The 20,403-nt window shown below is 46.9% G+C and carries 16 protein-coding genes; 7 read left to right on the top strand and 9 right to left on the bottom strand.

Going from position 1 to position 20,403, the window contains the following annotated elements; translation table 11 throughout:
- Window positions 1-127 precede the first annotated feature (127 nt).
- Entirely contained in the window at window positions 128-604 is a 477-nt protein-coding gene (locus ACFQS8_RS10580; protein WP_382167301.1) for a hemerythrin domain-containing protein, read from the top strand.
- Between the two features lie 73 nt (window positions 605-677).
- On the opposite strand, the gene ACFQS8_RS10575 is transcribed toward ACFQS8_RS10580, so the two are convergent.
- The 4 genes from ACFQS8_RS10575 to ACFQS8_RS10560 all read right to left on the bottom strand — a co-directional run bounded on the left by ACFQS8_RS10575 (window position 678) and on the right by ACFQS8_RS10560 (window position 3,356).
- Window positions 678-1,604 (bottom strand): electron transfer flavoprotein subunit alpha/FixB family protein, encoded by a 927-nt coding sequence (locus ACFQS8_RS10575; protein WP_382167300.1) that lies wholly within the window; start codon window positions 1,602-1,604, stop codon window positions 678-680.
- Window positions 1,604-2,350, bottom strand: coding sequence for an electron transfer flavoprotein subunit beta/FixA family protein (locus ACFQS8_RS10570; protein ID WP_382167299.1), 747 nt, complete (start codon window positions 2,348-2,350; stop codon window positions 1,604-1,606). The genes ACFQS8_RS10575 and ACFQS8_RS10570 overlap by 1 nt, the downstream gene beginning before the upstream one ends.
- A gap of 144 nt (window positions 2,351-2,494) precedes the next feature.
- Complete coding sequence (locus ACFQS8_RS10565) at window positions 2,495-3,085, bottom strand: cob(I)yrinic acid a,c-diamide adenosyltransferase (RefSeq protein ID WP_382167298.1); 591 nt, start codon at window positions 3,083-3,085, stop codon at window positions 2,495-2,497.
- Window positions 3,086-3,152: 67 nt separating this feature from the next.
- On the bottom strand, window positions 3,153-3,356 hold the full coding sequence (locus tag ACFQS8_RS10560) for a twin transmembrane helix small protein (RefSeq protein ID WP_382167297.1): 204 nt from the start codon (window positions 3,354-3,356) through the stop codon (window positions 3,153-3,155).
- Between the two features lie 275 nt (window positions 3,357-3,631).
- Here ACFQS8_RS10560 and ACFQS8_RS10555 point away from each other — a divergent pair, with 275 nt between their 5' ends.
- Together ACFQS8_RS10555 and ACFQS8_RS10550 are read left to right on the top strand one after the other, a co-directional pair.
- Window positions 3,632-4,930, top strand: coding sequence for an ammonium transporter (locus tag ACFQS8_RS10555; protein ID WP_382168598.1), 1,299 nt, complete (start codon window positions 3,632-3,634; stop codon window positions 4,928-4,930).
- A 130-nt stretch (window positions 4,931-5,060) separates the two neighbouring features.
- Window positions 5,061-6,794 carry a PQQ-dependent sugar dehydrogenase gene (locus ACFQS8_RS10550; RefSeq protein ID WP_382167296.1) on the top strand — a complete coding sequence of 578 codons (1,734 nt, stop codon included), beginning with the start codon at window positions 5,061-5,063 and terminating at the stop codon, window positions 6,792-6,794.
- 10 nt (window positions 6,795-6,804) lie between these two features.
- On the opposite strand, the gene ACFQS8_RS10545 is transcribed toward ACFQS8_RS10550, so the two are convergent.
- The 5 genes from ACFQS8_RS10545 to ACFQS8_RS10525 form a co-directional block, all read right to left on the bottom strand.
- Window positions 6,805-8,556, bottom strand: coding sequence for an acyl-CoA dehydrogenase family protein (locus ACFQS8_RS10545; RefSeq protein WP_382167295.1), 1,752 nt, complete (start codon window positions 8,554-8,556; stop codon window positions 6,805-6,807).
- Between the two features lie 175 nt (window positions 8,557-8,731).
- On the bottom strand, window positions 8,732-9,022 hold the full coding sequence (locus ACFQS8_RS10540) for a hypothetical protein (protein WP_382167294.1): 291 nt from the start codon (window positions 9,020-9,022) through the stop codon (window positions 8,732-8,734).
- 234 nt (window positions 9,023-9,256) lie between these two features.
- Window positions 9,257-10,129, bottom strand: coding sequence for a TerC family protein (locus ACFQS8_RS10535; RefSeq protein WP_382167293.1), 873 nt, complete (start codon window positions 10,127-10,129; stop codon window positions 9,257-9,259).
- Between the two features lie 148 nt (window positions 10,130-10,277).
- Window positions 10,278-13,001 (bottom strand): midas domain-containing protein, encoded by a 2,724-nt coding sequence (locus ACFQS8_RS10530; RefSeq protein WP_382167292.1) that lies wholly within the window; start codon window positions 12,999-13,001, stop codon window positions 10,278-10,280.
- 225 nt (window positions 13,002-13,226) lie between these two features.
- Window positions 13,227-15,194 carry a DUF885 domain-containing protein gene (locus tag ACFQS8_RS10525; protein WP_382167291.1) on the bottom strand — a complete coding sequence of 656 codons (1,968 nt, stop codon included), beginning with the start codon at window positions 15,192-15,194 and terminating at the stop codon, window positions 13,227-13,229.
- A gap of 202 nt (window positions 15,195-15,396) precedes the next feature.
- On the opposite strand from ACFQS8_RS10525, the gene fliQ reads away from it, so the two are divergent.
- From fliQ to ACFQS8_RS10505, 4 genes are all read left to right on the top strand, one after another.
- Window positions 15,397-15,660: a flagellar biosynthesis protein FliQ gene (gene fliQ, locus ACFQS8_RS10520; protein WP_382167290.1), complete on the top strand. Its 264-nt coding sequence runs from the start codon at window positions 15,397-15,399 to the stop codon at window positions 15,658-15,660.
- 5 nt (window positions 15,661-15,665) lie between these two features.
- Window positions 15,666-16,421: a flagellar biosynthetic protein FliR gene (fliR, locus tag ACFQS8_RS10515; RefSeq protein ID WP_382167289.1), complete on the top strand. Its 756-nt coding sequence runs from the start codon at window positions 15,666-15,668 to the stop codon at window positions 16,419-16,421.
- 11 nt (window positions 16,422-16,432) lie between these two features.
- Window positions 16,433-17,497, top strand: coding sequence for a flagellar biosynthesis protein FlhB (gene flhB / locus ACFQS8_RS10510; protein ID WP_382167288.1), 1,065 nt, complete (start codon window positions 16,433-16,435; stop codon window positions 17,495-17,497).
- A gap of 88 nt (window positions 17,498-17,585) precedes the next feature.
- Entirely contained in the window at window positions 17,586-20,207 is a 2,622-nt protein-coding gene (locus tag ACFQS8_RS10505; protein ID WP_382167287.1) for an ATP-binding protein, read from the top strand.
- Window positions 20,208-20,403: the final 196 nt, after the last annotated feature.

Below are 20,403 nucleotides of genomic sequence, written 5' to 3'. Positions count from 1 at the left end.
CAAAAACATTAAAAGGCGCAATCCATTTCTTTAACAGGGAGATGCGTTGATAAGGACGATTTTCCTCAGTCATCCGGAACTAAATACTCCTTCATTTCGTTTGTTTATGTGAAAGGAGATTAAATTCATGACGGATATTTATGAAGTGCTTGAGGCAGACCATAATCACCATAGAGAATTGCTAGAGCAGTTGTCGCAGACGTCAGGGGATACATCTCAGCGTCGGCAATTATGGGAAAAATTCTACTTCGATGTGAAGTCTCATGCGGCAGCCGAGGAAGAAACCTTCTACGCGAATTTGATGAAGACCGAAGATGGTCAGTCTAAAGCGCGTCACTCGGTTGCTGAGCACAAGGAAGTCGATGATGTGCTAGATGAGTTAAACGAAATGGATATGTCTTCTAGCGGTTGGTTAAATCGGTTCAATTCCATGCGGCATGATTACGAGCATCATATTGATGAAGAGGAAGAGGACATCTTCCCTGTTGGTAAACAAGAAATTTCAGTGCAGTTAGCACGTGAACTAGCGCAGAAGTTCAAGGAGAGAAAGCGTAAAGAGCGTGATCTCGTAGATGAGAAGACGGAAGAAAAGTTGGTGGAATAGTTTAGGGTGTAACCCAATAAAAAGGCCCGCAACCTGAAGGTTGTGGGCCTTTTTTTATATTGTTTTTAACTGCTTAAAGAGCGTCTGTAAGCTCAGGAAGAACGTTAAAGAGGTCTGCAACAAGGCCGTAATCAGCAACTTGGAAAATTGGAGCTTCTTCATCTTTGTTGATAGCAACAATGACTTTAGAATCCTTCATACCTGCCAAGTGTTGGATAGCACCAGAGATACCTACAGCAATGTAGAGTTCTGGAGCGACAACTTTACCTGTTTGTCCTACTTGGTAATCGTTTGGTGCATAGCCAGCGTCAACCGCTGCACGTGATGCACCTACAGCTGCACCAAGTTTGTCTGCAAGTGGGAAGATGAACTTCTGGAAGTCTTCTTCAGATCCAAGCGCACGGCCACCAGATACGATACGTTTAGCTGAAGTAAGTTCTGGACGATCAGATACTGACAAGTCTTCTGAAACGAAGCTTGACTTGAAAGGACCGGCACCAGCTTCGATTGCTTCAACAGAAGCTGAACCTGTTTCACCCGCTGCATCGAAGGCTGTTGTGCGTACAGTTACAACTTTTTTAGCATCAGATGATTTGACGGTTTGGATCGCATTACCTGCATAGATTGGGCGCTCGAAAGTGTCAGCATCTATAACAGCTGTAATGTCTGAAAGCTGCATAACATCGAGTTTAGCGGCGATACGCGGCGTTACGTTTTTGCCCATTGTTGTCGCGGGAGCGAACAAAGCATCATAGTTTGCCATCAAGGGTGTGATGAGGGCATCCATTGCTTCGGCTAGTTGGGTTTTATATGGCGCGCCATCAGCGTGGAGAACTTTGCGTACACCATCAATTTTGGCAGCAGCTTCGGCAACTGCGCCTGCACCTTCACCAGCTACAAGAATATCAATGTCACCAAAAGTTTTGGCGGCAGTGACTGTTTTGTGCGTAGCATCGTTTAGAGACGCGTTGTTGTGGTCTGCAATAATTAGAACAGCCATTAGATTGCTCCTGCAGCTTTAAGTTTGGAAACAAGTGTTGCGACATCTTCAACTTTTTCACCAGCTTCACGTGCAGGTGGTTCAGTTACTTTCACAACAGATAGGCGAGGTGCAATGTCGACTCCAAAAGAGGCTGCCTCTTTCGTGTCGATTGGCTTTTTCTTCGCTTTCATGATGTTTGGTAGGGAAGCGTAACGCGGCTCATTTAGGCGAAGATCAGTTGTAATAACTGCTGGCCCTTCAAGCGCGAGTGTTTGAAGTCCGCCATCGATTTCGCGTGTAACATTTACTTTGCCATCTTCTACGACGACTTCAGACGCGAAAGTACCTTGAGGCCAGTCTAGCAATGCTGCAAGCATTTGGCCTGTTTGGTTGTTGTCATTATCGATAGCTTGCTTACCAAGTAAAACCATACCTGGTTGCTCTTCATCGACAACGGCTTTCAAGATTTTTGCGACTGCTAGAGGCTCAACATCACCTTCTGCAGTTACAAGAATACCGCGATCAGCACCCATTGCTAAGGCTGTACGCAGGGTTTCTTGAGCTTGAGTTACGCCAATAGATACGACGACAATCTCACTAGCCACGCCTTTTTCTTTGAGGCGTACTGCTTCTTCAACAGCAATCTCACAGAAAGGATTCATGGACATTTTAACGTTCGCTAGATCAACCCCAGTTTGGTCGGGTTTCACGCGAGGCTTCACATTGTAATCAATAACCCTTTTAACGGGTACGAGAACCTTCATCTAGGCGTCTCCGGAAATCTATTGGTTGGTGTGACCGAAGTCACAATATGGGTTTAGTCGAGTATAATCTCGAATATGTTTCAACTCTTAGCCGTAAGGCAATGGTTTAACATGCGTCAAGATCACTTTAGGTTAGTTCAAGGACTACCGGTTTGCGCCGGGAATCCACTTTACGTCTTGGTCTCCATTGCCGTTTGCCCGCCGGGCAGCGACAAATAAATAATCAGATAGTCTGTTTATATATGCGAGTGAGGCTGATGACACAATCTCAAATGATATATCATTTAATTCTACCATAAGTGTTTCTGCTCTGCGAGTAATGGTTCTTGCCATATGCAGATGCGTACTAAGGGCGGTTCCCGCAGGAAGAATGAAACTGTCTAAAGGAGGGATATCTGCGTTCATACGGTCGATTTCGGCCTCAAGCCAATCGACTTGGCTTTGAACAATTCTAAGGGGTTCCCAATCTAGTTTTTTGCCGGATTCTTCGCTGGGTTCTGGTGTTGCTAGGTCTGCGCCCAGATCGAACATATCATTTTGAATTCGTTCAAGAGATTTGCCTAATTGGGCATGATTTCCGACATGGAGGCGGGCAATACCGATCGCGCAATTTGCTTCGTCAGTCGCACCGTAGGCACGTACGCGTAGGTCCCATTTGTTGACGCGCACACCAGTTGCGAGGCCTGTGGTCCCGTTATCCCCTGTGCGTGTGTAGATCTTGTTTAGCTTGACCATCTTGTCTGCTACCTCTGTGTTTCGTGCGACGATGTGGCGCGGAGAAAGGCGGGAGTTTGCATCAGTTTTAGCCGATTACTCCCGATGAAAATCCGATCGCGACAAGTAGAATAATCGCGATGAATTGCACCAGAACGCGAAGGCGCATGAGCTTATTTGATCGAGAGGGTTGTTTGTCAGATTTGGAAAACAGATTCACCAACCCGAATACCAGGATGATAAAAACCGCTGCCATTGCGATATAAAGCAAGATGCTAAGAGGTGTGTTCATAAGGTCAGGTCTAGCTCAAAAATTCACAAATAGCGAGTTATTCATCATGCGACATTAGCGGCAGATATCGCCGGATTAGGAGTGACATTATCACATTTATGTTGCGTTGCAACAATGGGGATGTGCGTAAAATTTGCTCAACTCGCCCAAATTATAAGCATTCTGCGACTTGTTTCTTTCAAAACATGATCTTTTGTTGACGGTAGCGAGAAGTGTGCGTGGGTCAGCCAAACCCTCGACGAAGGGGGAAATAGGGAGGCTCGAAGATGAGCAAGATGAATAACGCGCTACGTCCTGTAGCACGATTGGGAGCTATTGCCCCATTTTTTCTATTCGCTGGATTGCCAGCGTATGCGGACACGGGTGATACAGCTTGGATTTTAACGTCCACTGCACTTGTGCTTTTCATGACATTACCAGGCTTGGCGCTATTTTATGGCGGCTTGGTTCGTAGCATAAATTTACTATCCGTTTTGATGCAGTGCTTTGCTATTGCTTGTCTTATGTCCATTTTGTGGTTGGCAATCGGCTATTCCATAGCTTTTGGCGATGGCAATGGAGTTGCTGAAGGCGCGGGGCAGATATGGGGCGGATTGTCTAAGGTGTTTTTAGCAGGTGTAGATGGTGACACCATGTTTGGAACAATACCTGAAGGACTATTCTTTATGTTCCAAATGACCTTCGCGATCATCACGCCAGCATTGATTGTGGGGGCATATGCAGAGCGAGCAAACTTCTTAGCGGTCCTGCTCTTTAGCGCTGTTTGGCTGCTTATTGTTTATGCACCGGTGACACACTGGATTTGGGGCGGCGGATGGCTTGCTGATCTTGGGGTGCGTGACTTTGCTGGTGGGCTTGTGGTGCACGCAACGGCGGGTATTTCTGCGCTAGTGTTTGTGATGATGATGGGTAAACGCCAAGGTTTTCTAAAGGACATGCACCCTCCTCATAACCCAGCTTTCGTGATGATCGGGGCTGCGATGCTGTGGGTTGGCTGGTTTGGTTTTAATGGTGGGTCTGCACTTGGCGCAAATGGAGACGCGGCGCGCGCTATGCTCGTCACCCATATTTCAGCGGCTACGGCTGCCTTCGTGTGGATGATTATCGAGTGGAAGCAGTTTGGTAAACCGACACTTGTGGGTATCGCTACTGGTATGGTTGCAGGATTGGCTACGATCACACCAGCGGCTGGTTCGGTTGGTCCAGTTGGTGCACTCATTATTGGGTTCTTAGCTGCAATCGTGTGTTACATGGCGGTTATCTTGATCCGTGTGAAAATGAAAATAGATGATAGTCTTGACGTGTTCGCAGTTCACGGCGTTGGCGGAATTTTAGGAACGCTTATTCTGCCTTTCCTTGCTGCGCTTGGGCCAATGGCACCCGGCCTTGATGGGCAGAGCGTTGCAAGTGCATTTGGTGTGCAGTTACTCGGAGTCGTGGTTGTGTGTGTGTGGTCACTCATTGCATCTGTTGTGATCTTGTTGGGTGTAAAGTTAATTACCCCATTGCGAGTGGATGAGTTATCCGAAGAGCAAGGTCTTGATGCCTCAACTCATGGAGAGACGGCAGCTTAGCTTATTTTCGACATTGTGATGGCATAGAATTTGAAAGTCACTTGAAGAAATTTGAGTGACATTCAAATGCATTTTGTTGTCACATTGTAGGAAACGAGGTGGGGTTTCATCTCACCACGGAGAGAGTTGCATGTTTAAAATTGTAAAGTTCAAATTGTCTATGTGGCAATGGAGTGCCGTAGTTGCGGGGCTTATGGGTGTTGCTCTACTTGGCGGGGTTTTGTTTGCGGTTGCATTTGTCCCGTCCTCAATTTCTCAAAAAGTGCAGAATAAGATTGGTGAGCTAACGGCTAAACCTTCTGTTCGTTTTGACAACGTTGTATCAGAATGGACTAAGTTTGAAACAGCCTATCTCACTTTGGAACGAACTGAAGTGATTTTGGGTGAGGTCGATGGAAGCGCAACTGGCGGCGGGATCGATCAATTTGGCGATACGCTTATCTATGCAGCTGCGAATGGTTTGATCGGCTTTCTTGATCTAGCAAGCAATACGATAGAGTACTCGGACGTTCGTGTGCCGATGGACTATGATCATGTGCGCCGCGAATATTTGAATGAGAATTTGTCCTTCAATCAAAATTGGTATCGTGTGACTGATATTCTGGTTTCACCAATAGCGGGGACAGAGCGTGCTTTCTTGTATGCGACGCATCATTTATTCACCCCGGAAGATGAAAAAATTTGCTTATATGTGAGCAGAACTGAAATTGAAAAATCATCCAATGAAATTCAATTTGTATCTGGTGATTGGGAAGTGGTCTCAAAGCTTGATGCATGTGTAAATATGGCCAAGCGTGATTGGAGATTTAATGGTCACATGACAGGCGGGCGTATGTCATTGGTGGATGACACGCAAATGCTTGTGACTGTGGGAACGTTTGGAATAGGTAATTTTGAGGGTGAATGGGATGCTGTGCAAGCAGATTCCGGAAATCACTTAGGTAAGATCGTTGCATTGAATCTAGAGACGCGGGAAACCAGCGTTTATGCAAGTGGATTTAGAAACCCGCAAGGACTAGCTTTTGATGGTCAAGGGCGTCTTTGGGAGACTGAGCATGCTGCCTTGAGTGGTGATGAAGTCAATCTCATCGAGCCAGGTTTAGATTATGGCTGGCCCAATGTGTCCTACGGTTTTGATTATGGTAGCCCGAGAAAAGAACTGGAATTAAATCCTGTTCAAGGTCGCCATGAAGGCTATGCAAAACCGATGTTTTCTTTCGTGCCGACCATTGGGATTTCTCACGTCATTCCGATTGATGGTTTAGAGGGATTTGAACTGTGGGACGGTGATGTTTTAATTCTATCCCTAAAAGAGAAGACTATATTTCGTTTGCGCCCTGATGATGGCCGGATTGTATATGCTGAAGCGTTGTATATGGACCGCCGTATGAGAGACGGTTTGGTGCTGAATAATGGCTGGATTGCAGCACTGACGGGCGCAAACTCTGTTGTGTTCATTCGTCGCTTTGAGGAGGGCAATAGTGCGCAAGCTCAGGCGATTGATATTTCAGGATATGATGCGATTACGCCATTGGAGCAAAAAGCGAGCGATTTTGAAAAGGAATTTAGTTGGGGACGCATGTTGTTCTCTGGCTCCTGTGCGACATGTCACGAGATTAGCGAAGCGGCGAAAGTTGGCCCTGGATTGAAGGGTGTTATGGGTCGACCGATTGGGAAGTTTGGAGATTATCCATTTTCAGACGCTCTAGCCCAGAAATCGGGGAAATGGACGAATAAAAAAATGAACGCGTTCATAGCTAACCCTGATGGCTTTGCAAAAGGCACGACCATGCCGCATGTGAGCGACAATATTGGTAAGTATGAACGCGAAGCGATTATCGAATATCTGCACGAGCTGAAATAGACACCAGCACCTACAAGGACTTCCTTTGTCTTTGTAGGTGTTCTTCAATCGAACGGCGGGCGATGACCATTGCTTGGACTTCGCCTGCACCTTCGAAAATATTGAGAATACGTGCATCACATAAGACGCGGCTAATTTCGTATTCTAACGCAAACCCATTTCCTCCATGAATTTGCAAAGCATTGTCTGCGGCGGCCCATGCGACGCGCGCACCAATGAGTTTTGCCATGCCTGCTTCAAGGTCACACCTCTGGCCGCTGTCTTTCTTGCGTGCAGAATAATAGGTGAGCTGACGCACGCCCACGAGTTCGGCTGCCATCATGACGAGTTTGTCTTGAACGCGAGGGAAATTAAAGATAGGGCCACCAAATTGCTGGCGATCCAATGCGTATTTCAAACCTAGCTCCAAGGCTAATTGGGCGGTTCCAATCGCACGTGCGGCGGTTTGGATGCGTGCACCTTCAAAGGTGGCCATGAGGTATTTAAAGCCCATACCATCGCCGGCTTCGCCGCCAAGGAGGTTTTCTTTGGGGATTTGAAAGCCATCAAAGCCCAATTCATATTCTTTCATTCCGCGATAGCCCAGAACTTCGATTTCACCACCTGTCATACCGTCAGCAGGGAAGGGATTATCGTTTGATCCTCTGGGTTTTTCTGCAAGGAACATTGAGAGGCCGCGAAAATCTTTCGTGTCGGGCTTTGTGCGGGCAAGCACTGTCATTAAGTCCGAACGTGCAGCATGGGTGATCCATGTTTTATTGCCAGTAACGCTCCAATAATCGTTTTTCAAAGTTGCGCGTGTGCGGAGGGCACCTAAGTCTGAGCCAGTATTGGGTTCGGTGAAAACGGCAGTGGGTAGAATTTCACCAGAGGCTATTTTAGGGAGGAATGATTGTTTTTGCGCAAACGTGCCGCCATTGAGAATGAGTTCAGCTGCGATTTCAGAACGTGTGCCTAAAGATCCAACACCAATATACCCGCGCGATAATTCCTCCGATACAACGCACATTGCCATTTTGCCCATACCGAATCCGCCAAACTCTTCTGGAATCGTGAGGCCAAATACTCCCAGCTCAGACATTTCATTGAGAATGTTGATCGGGATAAGTTGATCTTTTAAATGCCATTCATGTGCGTATGGGACGATCTTCTCATCCGCAAATTTACGAAACTGGTCTCGCACCATTGTCAGTGTTTCGTCTAAATTGGTGTTTTCTACTGTCGCTTTGCCTTGTGCCTCTTTGATAAGTTGAGCTGCGCGTTTGCGAATCTGGGACGTGTCGCCAAGGCGTGTAAGTGTTGAGATAGCTGGGTTATTTGCGAAATGGTTGATCAGATCTTGGTCCATTCCAAGGTCTGAAGGGCGCACTATTTCGCACTGCGTCATAGGAATGCCGCAAGTGAGTTGCTTGAGATATTCGGCAAATAAGATTTGACTTAGAAGAGCGTCCGTTTCGCTAAAATTATTGGCCTCTGCTAATGTGTTGGCCCAGTGGTATGTTTGTACCAATGTTTCTACATATGCGCACATCCAACCTAAACCATGCGTCGCGCGTTGCTCTGATTCCATTAGGTTTCTATCTATTTTACCTTGGGGCGCTATGTTGGGTGTAACAGCTTTAAGAGCATGTTCATAATAGGTAGAGGCTGCTTGAGATGCTTGCTTGTAAAGGGGGATTAACTGGCTGATTGCAATGCCGGAAGTGCGCTCTTTTGCGTGAGAGAGGGCATTGGCTTTTTCTTGAATTGTATCTGATGTCATCTCTATAATCCCTATTTATGTTGCGGTGCAATATAGCAGAAAAAATAGATTTGTCGCCCCCCCGATATTTTGGCGTGCGATCCTTTTGAGTTGGCATGGCAAAAAGGGCCAACGTAAACGTGGCCCTTGTATAATAATATGAGGTGACTATCGAAGGCTGGCGTAAGCTGCCTAGCTAGTAGCAGCTTGTATTGGGTCTGATTGTCAGTTCAGAAGCAGATGAATAAAAACACTTTTCCATCTTCTCTGTTGGGGACCCAATATAGGTAATATCGAAGGAGCAATAAAATTTAGCTTTGCCTAAATTATCGCAACTAAGATTTGAGAGGTCTGCAACTGTCTCACCACTTGCCCATTCGGCCATGGCAGCTTTTACTTTTTGACGTGTTGGTTCTTCGTATTCGGTTTTGCATCCAGATAGGACTAGCAGTGAAGCTAACCCTAGTGTCCCCAAAGATAATTTCATTATGCAATTTCCCCTTATGTAATCTTTTGAAGTTATTCAAAGATTAGATGTTGCATTCCCCCGTGGCCTGAAATGTTGCCTTTCAGACATTATTATCGAAACCTATACCAAACCAAGGTTAAAACTAAGTTTAACTTTGAAAGGTGGGTTCGGGAGTATGAAAAGAGGTGTTGAAGAGAAGACTTCGACCTTGGAACAAGAAGGTCGAAGTCTATGTTTTGTGTATACTCTTAATTATACTTTTTTATTGCGCTTTGCGTGTTCTTCATCAGCAATTACTGCTGGGTTTTCTCCACGCAATTCTTTCTCTCTCATCGCCCATAGGCGTTTTTGATAGCTTGTCTGAATAATGTCTGTGATAACCAAGACACCAATAACGAGATAGAAAGTTGATTTAGAGAGGGCTTCAATGTGGTAGCCGAATAATGTCAGGTGAGCTAAGTGACCACCTTCAGATACTAGCAATACACCCACGAGGAAGAGGATAAACAATCCCAACACTTCGTACATGCGGTTCTTCTTCAAGAAATCAGCAACATAGTCAGCTAATACAATCATGAGAATACCAGACGCGATAATCGCAACAGCCATAATCCAGACTTGGTAGTGCGTCGTACCATCTGCCGCTTTGGTGTTGGCGATCGCCATAGCTGATAGGATTGAGTCGAAGGAGAAGACGAGGTTCATCACAACGATCATTGAGATTGCTTGGGTGACAGATTTCTTGCGTTCACCTTCAGAGCTTTCTATGTGGTCCACGATCATCAAGTGAGAGATCTCTTTGATTGCGGTATAGATGATGAAAGCCCCCCCTGCGAGCGTCACAAGGGCTTGCAGATTGAATTCCCCCTCAATGATCCCTGTGAAAGGAATATTGAAGAGGGGAGCCTCTAAAGCGCTGAAGAGGGATACAATGATGATCAATAGAACAATGCGGAAAAGCATTGCCAGACCTATTCCCCATTTGCGTACCATGCTGGCTTTTTCTTCGCCGACACGTTTGGACTCAATAGAGATATAGAGCAAATTATCAAACCCTAGAACGATCTGTAGCGCCAAGAGCATGAGTAAGGTAAAAAAGCCTGAAACGGATAAGAGTTCAGCCATTCTGTGTGTTCTCCACGTTTAAGGCAGTATAGAACTGCCTGTCATTTCAATATCGGTGATAAGGCCGCGATTGCGACATTGGTGGTTTGCAAAGTGGCTGCCCCCAGCCTCTATGTTAATAAGAAAGCCCAGTTAAGGGCTTTCAAAATTAGTATTCAAATTGGCGCAGACGTTCTGAAACTGCTTTTGCAGCGGGTGTTTCAATGGCTTCGGCTTCTCCAAAGCGTTGAAGAGCTAAACGCCATAGCCATTTCGCGCCGCCAGGACGACCAGAGGCAGCGGCGTGATCGCCTGCCAAAGCAGTCAGCTCAGCTAGCTCTGGAGTGTTTTCATCTCCTTCACTCACAAGATGGCGACGTATCTCAGCGAGTAGAGTATCAGCTTCCTCTAGGTTCTTAGCGTCAAGTGCATCTTTAACCGGCTGCAACCGGGGGTGAGATACAGATCCTAGTTTCTGTTCAATGTTCTCGGAAATAGGTGCAGGAGGGGTAATATCGCTTCGTGCAGAGGTGTTGCTCTCTGGAGGCCCAGCCATGGTTGATTGAGCAAGTGCCGCAATATTCATAGGTTCATTTGGTGGACTTGACGCATTAGCAGCTAGGGGCTCTGCTTCTGCTTCTGCTTCTGCTTCTGCTTCTGCTTCTGCTTCTGCTTCTGCTTCTGCTTCTGCTTCTGCTTCTGCTTCTGCTTCTGCTTCTGCTGAAGGTGCGTCTTCTAATGTTGCGGCGTTAGGCTCCAATTCCAAATCTTCCATGTCGAGACTTGGTAATTCGAGTTCTTCCAAAGGTAGGTCAGTGTCTAACTCAGTTGTGACCTGATGAATGTCTTCGAGTTCTTCTTCTAGTTCTGGCTGATTTAAAGCTTCATCAGATGCATCGCTAGTAGGCTCATCTTCTGTGAGTGCGGCAAGCTTAACTTCTTCAAGTTCCACCTCTTCTAGAATAGCTTCTTCTAGGTTTGGCTCATCAATGGCTTCAGCCGCGATTGCTTCTACAGGCTCTAATGTTTCCAACTCAACTTCAGGCAGTTCATCAAGTTCTACAATGTCTAATTGGTCAGTTGCTAGCTCTTCCTCGGTAGAGGCTGTTTCACTGTCGTCGCTGGTGGTGATTACTTTATCATCAGCGATAGTGTCTGAAGGGGCTTCATCGGCTTCTTCAATTTCAGCATCTTGTAGATCAATGCTTGCTAAGTCATCTTCCAATTCAATTGGTTCTAAAGAGATATCTTCAAGTTCAACATCGGGAAGTGCATCGCTTGGCGTTTCTGGGGTCTCTTCTAAAGCTTCGACGACGGTATCAGATCTAATTTGCTCAGAGAGTTCTGGCTCTTCCGCCTGTATAGGTTGAGTATCTTCGATAGTTTCGTCTTGCTCTGCTTCAGCTTCAGTTTCAGTTTCAACGTTTTCGGCGCTTACTTCATCTACAATAGAAAGTTCTTCTTCGAGCGGGAGTTCATCGAGCTCGGTCAACTCTAGTTCGTCAGATATATCTAAATCGAATGAAGGCTCATCTGGCAAAGTGTCAGAAAGGTCAGCAATTTGCTCTTCTTCTTGAAGCTCTTCAGCTTGGTCGGCTGCTAGATCTATCGTAGTTCCAAGCGCAGCTATTTCAGAGTTAAACTCTTCAATATCTTTTGATACATCTATTTGTTCAGTGGTTTCAGAAGTGTCAGCTTGTGCGGGCGCAGGATCGTCTGCCTTTTCATCTGATATGTCGCCAACATCTATATCCAAAGAGTCCAGCTCTTCTTCGATATCCACGAGATCATCCAGCGTGTCTGCAGCGTCAATTTCAGCTAACTCCGTAGTGATATCACTGATTGGAGTTTCTTCAATTTCGTCAACTGGCGTGACCTCTTCTTCAATCTCGTCTGCCAATTCAGGCTCTGCTTCCAGTTCTGGAAGATCAAGATCGCTAAGAGCGGCAGCAGAAAAATCAGGTCGTTCTGTGTCTGCTGGGATAGAGTGCAGAGCTTTGACATTATCTGTCTCAGCTTGCGCAACAGCATTGTCTTCTTCTGGTTCTGCGGGCTGCTCTTCTTCTTTATCTTCTGTTTGAGCCTGGGCAACCAATCCCAACGCGACGCCACTGGCAGCAATAGCAGGCGCGGATGTAAGAGCTTTAAGTTGACGATCAAATTCATCGTCTTCGTCAGTTTCTTCTTCGGTTTCCATGGCCGCATTTGCTGCTTCAAGGGCCATCGTTTCTATGTCTTGCTCGTCAAGTTTTGTATCCATTTCGGATTCAAATTCTTGTAACGCTTTTTCTTCGTCCAGTGGGAAAGCTTCAGGCTCTGCTGAGGGAGCGATTGCGATGTCTGACGGTGTTTCTTGAGGTGTAGATTCAGCACCTTCATCGAATGCAAGTGGCGTTTCGACAAGAGAGATGTTTGAAGTGTCTTCTGCTTGAACGCCAAAGCGGGGACGTTCAAATGGAAGTTCTTCTCTTGGGTATTCAGGTGTGTCGGAACTATCAAAAGCCTGTGATGGCTCTGGTGTAGTAGACTGTGGTGTCGGATCTCTACGGTCTAAAGTATCCGCCGCTTCTTGCAGCCAGCTTGGACGTTCTCTTGTTGGCGCAGGTGTTTCGGGTTGCGCTTTCGCAAATGGCGAAGAGTTTGATAAGTTTAGCTCAGGTGCGGGTTCAGGGTAGCGCCAATTTATTTGCTCTACCTTTGCACGCGGCGATAATCCCATTAAAAATAGGACAAGGCCGAGCAAAGTCAGAACTAGGCCAGCTGCAACAAGCCACAGAGTTTCTGTGTCGGTTACATTGAAGACCCCACCGGGAGAATCTTTGCGTAGCCAGATGAACCAACCTCCGCCAATAGCCAATAATAGGCCCGATAGCAGTTGCAGCGCTCTAATCATGTTGAATCTGCGTCCTTGTCTTCACTCACGTACTTACTAAACACTAACTTCAAAATTGGGCAGAACCAAAGATTTTTTCCACATGAGATGAATAAACCTTTGGTTAACCCATTACCTAATTATGGGCGGATATCAAAGGCCTCATGACATATATTCGCAGTGGTGCACTGAAAACCTCACGTAAATGCCATGAAACCGAGCATCATAGTTGTATTGGGGATATCATCACGATTGTGATGTGGATTCTGAAATCCATTGATCAATGCTTAATTCCAACTCGCTCAGTGGTATTGGCCCACTTGCGAGAAGGATATCATGAAATTCAGCAAGGCTGAAATTTGCTCCCATTGCAGCACGGGCCTTTTCTCTGACTTCTAATATTTTTAGCATGCCTATTTTGTAAGCTGTGGCTTGGCCTGGCATGACGATGTAGCGGTCAATCGCTTTGATGCAATCACCTTCTGGATTGGGAGTATTTGTCATCAAGTATTGTGTGGCCTGTTCACGAGTCCACTTTTTGTCGTGGATACCAGTATCAACAACAAGACGAGCTGCACGCCAAAGCTCCATTGCTAGGCGGCCAAAATCTGAATACGGGTCTTGGTAGAAACCCATCTCTTTTGGTAGATATTCGGTATATAACCCCCAACCTTCTGTATAGGCTGTGTAGCGGCCATATTTACGAAAACGAGGTACGTTTTCTAGCTCTTGAGAGATGGCTAGCTGCATGTGGTGACCGGGGATTCCCTCATGGTAGGCAAGGGCTTCCATTTGGTAGGTAGGCATATCATTCATATTATAGAGGTTGGCGTAATACGTACCCGGACGTGATCCATCAGCGGCAGGTCGCTGATAGAAGGCTTTTCCTGCGCTTTTCTCTCTGAATGGTTCTACACGCTTAACGATGAGGTCTGCTTTTGGGAAAGTATTGAAAGCTGAAGGAAGCTTAGTCTTCATTGTGTCTATCAGCTGGGTCGCTTCTTTGATGTAGCGTTGACGGCCTTCTTCATCGCTACTGTAATAAAATTGCGGATCGGTTCGCATGAATTCGAAGAACTCTTTAAAATTACCTTTAAATTCAACCTTTTGCATGATATTGCGCATCTCGGAATGGATGCGGTCAACTTCCTTTAGGCCGAGCGTGTGAATTTCTGCAGCGGATAAATCTGTTGTCGTCATGGCTGCTAGGCGTTGCTGATAAAAAGAAGCGCCGTCGGGAAGTTTCCATGAACCATCATCGTCAGTTGCATTTTCTAGATCGCTTTCCAGCCATGCACTGAGCTGTTCATAGGCAGGTTGGACGGATGTGATGAGGGCGGCATTCGCTTTCATTATCAGCGTGAGTTTTTCATCGCTGCTAATATCTAGCGCGTTTACTTTTTCTTTGAAGTCATTGAAGAGGGGGCTGTCTTCACCTTCAGAAAAAGGTGCACCTTTCAGTACGTTAGCAATATCTGAGCGGACATATTTATATACAAATTTCGGAGGCCGAATGCCTTTCTCAGCACTCATTTGAGCATTCTTTAGGTGCCCGCCTAAATATTCAGGAATGCCATTCAAACGCTCAATATAAGCGTCTGCGTCAGAGACGGATTTTATGCGATGTTGATTTATGAGAAAGGCTGGAATTGAACTTTGGACACCATTCATTTGGTCGAAAACGTAATTGTGGTGTCGGAAGGGGAATAGAGATTTTTGCTGTAGTGCGTTGTTTTTAAACAACCTATAAGACAGTTGTCCGTCCGGAGTTAGGGCATCATAGTCCACCAACTCTTCCATGAGGCTTGCGGCAGCTTGGTCGAGTTTGAAGTGAGCTATGTCAGCTTCATCTGAGGGATCATCCCACTGATTATAGTTTGTTTTTAGGCCTAAACTGGTTTGGAACATTGGAGAGCGTGCAATGCGTGCATCAAATTGTTCGGAGAAAAACGCGTATAATTTCTCTGTCTCTTCAATGGCTGCTTGCTCTGTGGTTTGGGCTTGCTTGGCGCGTGCTTCTTTGGTGGTGTCTTTAAGGACAGCGGATGCACCTGTAGCTGCCTCCATTGCGGTAGGTGTCTGGACTTCCTCAGCAGGCGCGGCGCTGGTTTGCACCTTTTGGGCAGTCTCAGGCGATGCGATATCACGCGTTTCTGTGCTGCTCGCGCAGGCGGCGACGAGTGTGAGGGCAAGTATTGAAACTGAGTGACGCATATGAAATTAAGCTCCCAAAAATTGTGTGCTGGCATACAATGCCTACTGTATTTCATTCGTCAATTGCAGGACTTTGTTAACCTTTTTGAACCAAGAGTTAATATGAAGGGTGAAATTTTAACTTTCCACTCACTGCGGCTTTCAATATCACAAGGATAGAGAGCGCTGAATTCAAGCTCTTTGTCATTAGAGGTGTAAGTTCATGACCGGCGCTGAAGTGCTTGATCTGGGGCGAGATGCTCTCTGGACAACTGTTGCAATGGCGACGCCTGCAATGGTGGCGGGGCTTGTCGTGGGTGTTGTTATCGCACTCATTCAGGCACTGACTCAGGTGCAGGAAATGACATTGGTGTTTGTACCCAAAATTTTAGCTATCTTTCTAACTTTGCTCTTGTTCATGCCATTGATGGGCGCAACTTTAGCTGATTTTTCTGAATCTATCTTTTCGCGCATAGCGGGGTATTAGATCAGGTGGATGTATTATCTCCATACATTTGGGTAGGTGCATTATTGTTCTGCCGCATTGGGACTGTATTGATGCTTGCGCCTGGTTGGGGTGAAAGTGCGGTGCCGGCGACTTTTCGTTTGGCTGCCGGTTTACTCGCGACGATGGCACTTGCGCCCGTTCTTGCAGATCAAATGCCGCCTCCACCGGCGGTGCTAACTGACGGCCTTTTTCTCATTGTCAGTGAAATTCTTGTCGGGCTTATGATGGGAGCAGGGGCACGCATACTTATGTCCGGCTTACAAATAGGTGGCTCGATCATCGGCATTTCATCCGGTTTGGCAATGGCGCAGCAATTTGACCCGATGGCAGGTGCGTCAGGTGCAGTTCTAGGTGTGTTTATGTCTATGACAGCGCTAGTGCTGATTATGGCGGCGGGTATCCATCGGGATATGTTGCAGGCTGCAGTTGATAGTTATCAATTATTCAGACCGGGAGACCCCTTGCCGGTTGGCGACGCTGCACAGTGGGAGTTGGGTGCATTATCGACAGCATTTAAATTGGGGTTGCAGATTGCGGCCCCCATTCTCGTTGTGGCGTTGATATTTAACCTCGCCATAGGTTTGGTTGCGCGTTTGATCCCTCAGGTTCAAATTTTCTTTATTGCGATGCCGATTCAAGTCATGCTTGGATTGAGTATTATGACCTTTATTTTAGGCGGTGGTTTGCTGGTCTGGCTTGATACGCTAGGGCGGTATGCGCGTCTGGAAGGGCCATTCTAGGGGAGGGATGAATGGCAGAAGACCAAGACGATTCGCAGAAAACCGAAGAACCTACCCAGAAACGGTTAGAGGACGCCCGTAAAAAAGGTGATATTGCCAAAAGTCAGGATGTTCCTGTCTGGTTTATTCTTATGGCAGGTGCAGCACTAATTGCAGCAGCTCAGCCCCTTGCGGGCTCCATTGGCGGTCCTTTGTCTATGCTAATAGACCACCCGCATGAATTTGATTTGTCGAATGGTGGTGCACAGCGCCTGATGGCAGCTATCTTGATGATGTTGCTCGGGCCGATGTCTATCATCTTTGGGATCATTATTGTTTTTGCGATATTTGGTCATGTGATCCAACACATGCCCTTGTGGACTGCAGAAAAGATGAAACCCAAACTCAGCAAGCTTTCGCCACTTGCAGGCGTGAAGCGGATGTTTGGTCCCCAAGGTTTTATGAATTTGTTCAAAGCTGTGCTCAAACTGATTGCGGCAAGTGGCGCTGTTGCGTTTGCGATTTGGCCAAGTCGTCATGAGCTCATGAAGGTAGGCGAGATGGATATTTCCGCTCTGCCTCACATTTTTCAAGACAAAGCCAGCCGCCTATTTTTAGCTGCGCTTGTGGTCGTGGGATTTATCGCTGCGATTGATTTCATATTTCAAAAACAAAGCCATATGAAAAAGATGCGTATGTCGCGTGAAGACATTAAGCAGGAAACAAAACAAAGCGATGGTGATCCTCAAGTGAAAGCAAAATTGGCGGCATTGCGTCGTCAGCGTTCCCAAGGGCGCATGATGGCCGCTGTTCCCGATGCAACGGTCGTGATTACAAACCCTACGCACTATTCGATTGCGCTTAAGTTTGACCCTGAAACCGATGCTGCGCCCATATGTGTCGCTAAAGGTGTGGATGATGTGGCTTTACGAATTAGAGAAATCGCTAAAGACGCTGATGTTCCTCTTGTTGAGAGCCCGCCTTTGGCGCGCGCCTTATTCGCAACAGCTGAAATAGAGCAAATAGTCCCCAGAGAACATTTCGAAGCAGTGGCAAAAGTTATTGGCTTCGTGATGAGAACTGGTAAGAAGAAATAATATTATGGTTAACTGCCAGAAAATGCCGCATACCACCTACGCCTAAAGCACGAAGAATTTATCGTGAAATATAACGGATCGAGCCGCCATGTCAGATTTGAATAATAAAGTCCCAAACCAAGCGCATGAACCTGATAAGAAGAAAGTTGACATTCTTCAAACCATGTTCTGGCTTAGTGTTGCGTGTGCGGGAGGGGCTGCGGGTGTGGCGCTTACTTGGGGTGCTGAGATTGGTTTAGCATCGACAGTGTTGCTCATTGCTTTGGGATGTCTTGTGACTGTGTTGCTTTTGTGGGTGACGCGCGGCGCTGGACGTAAATTAGGTGTCTTCCCTGAACGCGGCGCAGCTGAAGAGGCAGCGCAAAAAGCCATTAAGGGATTTGGTTGGTTAGAAAGTCTAAGTGAGCCTGCGCTCGTAACAGAGCGTGGCGGCGCTGTGGTTACGGCGAACGCTGCTTATAGGCGTTTAGCTGAAGAAACACACGAAATGGGCGAAAGTGGACCTGTGCCAACTGTTGATCGCTTATTTGGCGCAAATCCGGGTTTGGCGGCTCCGATCTTTCGTCTTGCAAAAGCTGTTAAAATGGGCGGCGTGCGGGAAGAGGTTTTGCCTGCGCTTATGTTTGGCAATGATGATCGTCCAACACAATTTATCGCTAATGTGTCTGCATTGGGTTCTAGTCGTGCGCTTTGGCGTTTGCGCCGAACAGATGGAAGTGAAGCGGATAATTCAGCCGTCGATCCTCGTGCGCTTTATGTGGAAGATGCGCCTGTTGGTTTTTTCTCAGCGCGACGCGATGGTCGCGTTGTATATGTGAATGCGGCGCTACGCAAAATGTTGAGCTTGCCTGATGAATTGGGCGGCATACGCATGGATGATTTGATGCGCCCTGAAGGCTTGAAGCTTATGCGCAAGGAAACGCGCGGCGGTGCAAGTCAACGTGCGGATGTTGTTTTGCGTTCGCGAAATGGTGTGGAATTGCCAGCGCTGTTAACGACATCGTGGACAGGTAAAGGTCCTGATGCGTTATCTCGTTCGGTTGTTCATATGGGCTATAGTGCTGAAAATCCGCCTAAGCAGGATAAAGAAGACACAAGTGGTAAATCCATGGTGTCAGCTGGGCAGGTCAGTGATGACACCATGTTTACGGATGCGCCATTTGGTGTGGTGCGCCTTGAAGGTGATGGCGTTGAAACGGCTGTCATGATGGATTTGAACCGCGCATTGCGGGATATGACAGAAGCACGCGCACAGCCGGGGGCGCGGTTTGCCGATCTATTCATTGCTGAAGATGGCGAAGCGGGCCTTGCATCCATGTTGGCTAAGGCGCTGGACGGTGCTGTAGAGCTGAAATTGGCGTCAGATACAATTAAAGACCCCAAAGACGCCAAGACAGTGGATGTGTTCATCGCACTTGATCGCCGTGGACGTCCTGCGGCAGCCTATGTGATTGACACAACCGAGAAGAAAACTCTTGAGCTGCGTCTTGCTCAGGGTGAGAAAATGCAAGCGATTGGACAGTTGGCGGGTGGTATTGCGCACGACTTCAACAATCTACTTCAGGGCATTATGCTCAACACAGATAAATTGCTCATTCGTCACCCGCCGGGTGATCCGTCATTCTTTGACTTGAAGCAAATGTATGAATTGGCGGCGCGCGGTGCCGAGATGATCTCAATGCTGCTGGCGTGGTCGCGTAAGCAAACATTCCGTCAAGAAGTGCTTGATCCATCAGAGATGTTGTCGAGCTATTATGTGTTGCTGCGTCAGATTATTGATGAGCGGATCAAGCTGGATATCGTACACGGACGTGACCTGCCGCAGATACGTGCTGACCGTGGTCAATTGGAAACTGCGCTGACAAATCTGTGTACGAATGCGCGTGACGCAATGCTGGAGAAAAATGGTAGTGGGGAGCTTGTCGTTAAGACTTCTCGCGCCGATGCAGCAATGGCTCGTAAAGATGGATTTAACCATGTGCAGGAAGGCGACTATCTGCTCATTGAGGTGATTGATAATGGTACGGGTATTCCGCCCGAATTAGTGGATGAGATTTTCCAACCATTCTTCACAACCAAGAAACAGGGTGAAGGCACAGGACTTGGTTTGGCATCCGTTTATGGGATTGTGAAACAGTCAGGTGGATATGTTTATCCGGTTTCTAAAGTAGGGCGCGGCACGACGTTTAAAATCTTTATGCCTGCCTATGTTGCGCGTCCAGAAGAGAAATTGGCGGCTGATAAAGCTGCGGCGCGTGCTGCTAGCGAGGCTGAAACTGCTGTACAAGTCAACGAGATTGCAGAGAAGAACCGTCCTAAAGATCTTGCAGGGCGTGGCCGTATCATGCTCGTGGAAGATGAGGATTCGGTGCGCGGGCTTGCATCCCATTTGCTGTCTACCTTTGGCTACCAAGTGATTGAAGCAGCTGATGGAGAAGAGGCTCTTGAGTTGATCCGTGAGAATGCAGGGCAGATAGATCTGTTGATCTCAGATGTGGTGTTGCCGGGCATGGACGGTCCTGCATTGCTCAAAGAAGCTAAGCAATATCTGACGGGGGCACGTATCATGTTTATCTCTGGGTATGCAGAGCGTGATCTAGCAAAAACTTTGGATGAGGAGCGGGAGATTTCTTTCCTTCCAAAACCATTCACATTACGTCAGCTGGCTGAGCGTGTGAAAGATGAGTTGAATATTATTGAGCCTGCATAAAGCTTGTGTGTTCCAAAAATTTTACGGGCCGCTTCCTATATATAGGTGGCGGCCTTTTTGATTCTGACTAAATATTGTGCTTCAGAATAAAAAGAGAACAAAATTGTATTCTCTGTTTGTTCTATCGGAACATTTGTGGTACAAACTTTCCAGAACTGGTGATGGAACTCGTCGCTTCTGCCGTTGCTCAGCAGCG

The organism is Hirschia litorea, from assembly GCF_042665075.1.
GTDB classification, from domain to species: Bacteria; Pseudomonadota; Alphaproteobacteria; order Caulobacterales; family Hyphomonadaceae; genus Hirschia; species Hirschia litorea.
This window is presented reverse-complemented; position numbering and strand designations above follow the sequence as displayed.

Coding starts and splice junctions, on each gene's coding strand:
- ACFQS8_RS10580 (WP_382167301.1), top strand. CDS start 128: ATGACGGATATTTATGAAGTGCTTGAGGCAGACCATAATCACCATAGA.
- ACFQS8_RS10550 (WP_382167296.1), top strand. CDS start 5,061: ATGTTTAAAATTGTAAAGTTCAAATTGTCTATGTGGCAATGGAGTGCC.
- ACFQS8_RS10575 (WP_382167300.1), bottom strand. CDS start 1,604: ATGGCTGTTCTAATTATTGCAGACCACAACAACGCGTCTCTAAACGAT.
- ACFQS8_RS10570 (WP_382167299.1), bottom strand. CDS start 2,350: ATGAAGGTTCTCGTACCCGTTAAAAGGGTTATTGATTACAATGTGAAG.
- ACFQS8_RS10565 (WP_382167298.1), bottom strand. CDS start 3,085: ATGGTCAAGCTAAACAAGATCTACACACGCACAGGGGATAACGGGACC.
- ACFQS8_RS10540 (WP_382167294.1), bottom strand. CDS start 9,022: ATGAAATTATCTTTGGGGACACTAGGGTTAGCTTCACTGCTAGTCCTA.
- ACFQS8_RS10555 (WP_382168598.1), top strand. CDS start 3,632: ATGAATAACGCGCTACGTCCTGTAGCACGATTGGGAGCTATTGCCCCA.
- fliQ (WP_382167290.1), top strand. CDS start 15,397: ATGACCGGCGCTGAAGTGCTTGATCTGGGGCGAGATGCTCTCTGGACA.
- ACFQS8_RS10560 (WP_382167297.1), bottom strand. CDS start 3,356: ATGAACACACCTCTTAGCATCTTGCTTTATATCGCAATGGCAGCGGTT.
- flhB (WP_382167288.1), top strand. CDS start 16,433: ATGGCAGAAGACCAAGACGATTCGCAGAAAACCGAAGAACCTACCCAG.
- ACFQS8_RS10505 (WP_382167287.1), top strand. CDS start 17,586: ATGTCAGATTTGAATAATAAAGTCCCAAACCAAGCGCATGAACCTGAT.
- ACFQS8_RS10535 (WP_382167293.1), bottom strand. CDS start 10,129: ATGGCTGAACTCTTATCCGTTTCAGGCTTTTTTACCTTACTCATGCTC.
- ACFQS8_RS10545 (WP_382167295.1), bottom strand. CDS start 8,556: ATGACATCAGATACAATTCAAGAAAAAGCCAATGCCCTCTCTCACGCA.
- ACFQS8_RS10530 (WP_382167292.1), bottom strand. CDS start 13,001: ATGATTAGAGCGCTGCAACTGCTATCGGGCCTATTATTGGCTATTGGC.
- ACFQS8_RS10525 (WP_382167291.1), bottom strand. CDS start 15,194: ATGCGTCACTCAGTTTCAATACTTGCCCTCACACTCGTCGCCGCCTGC.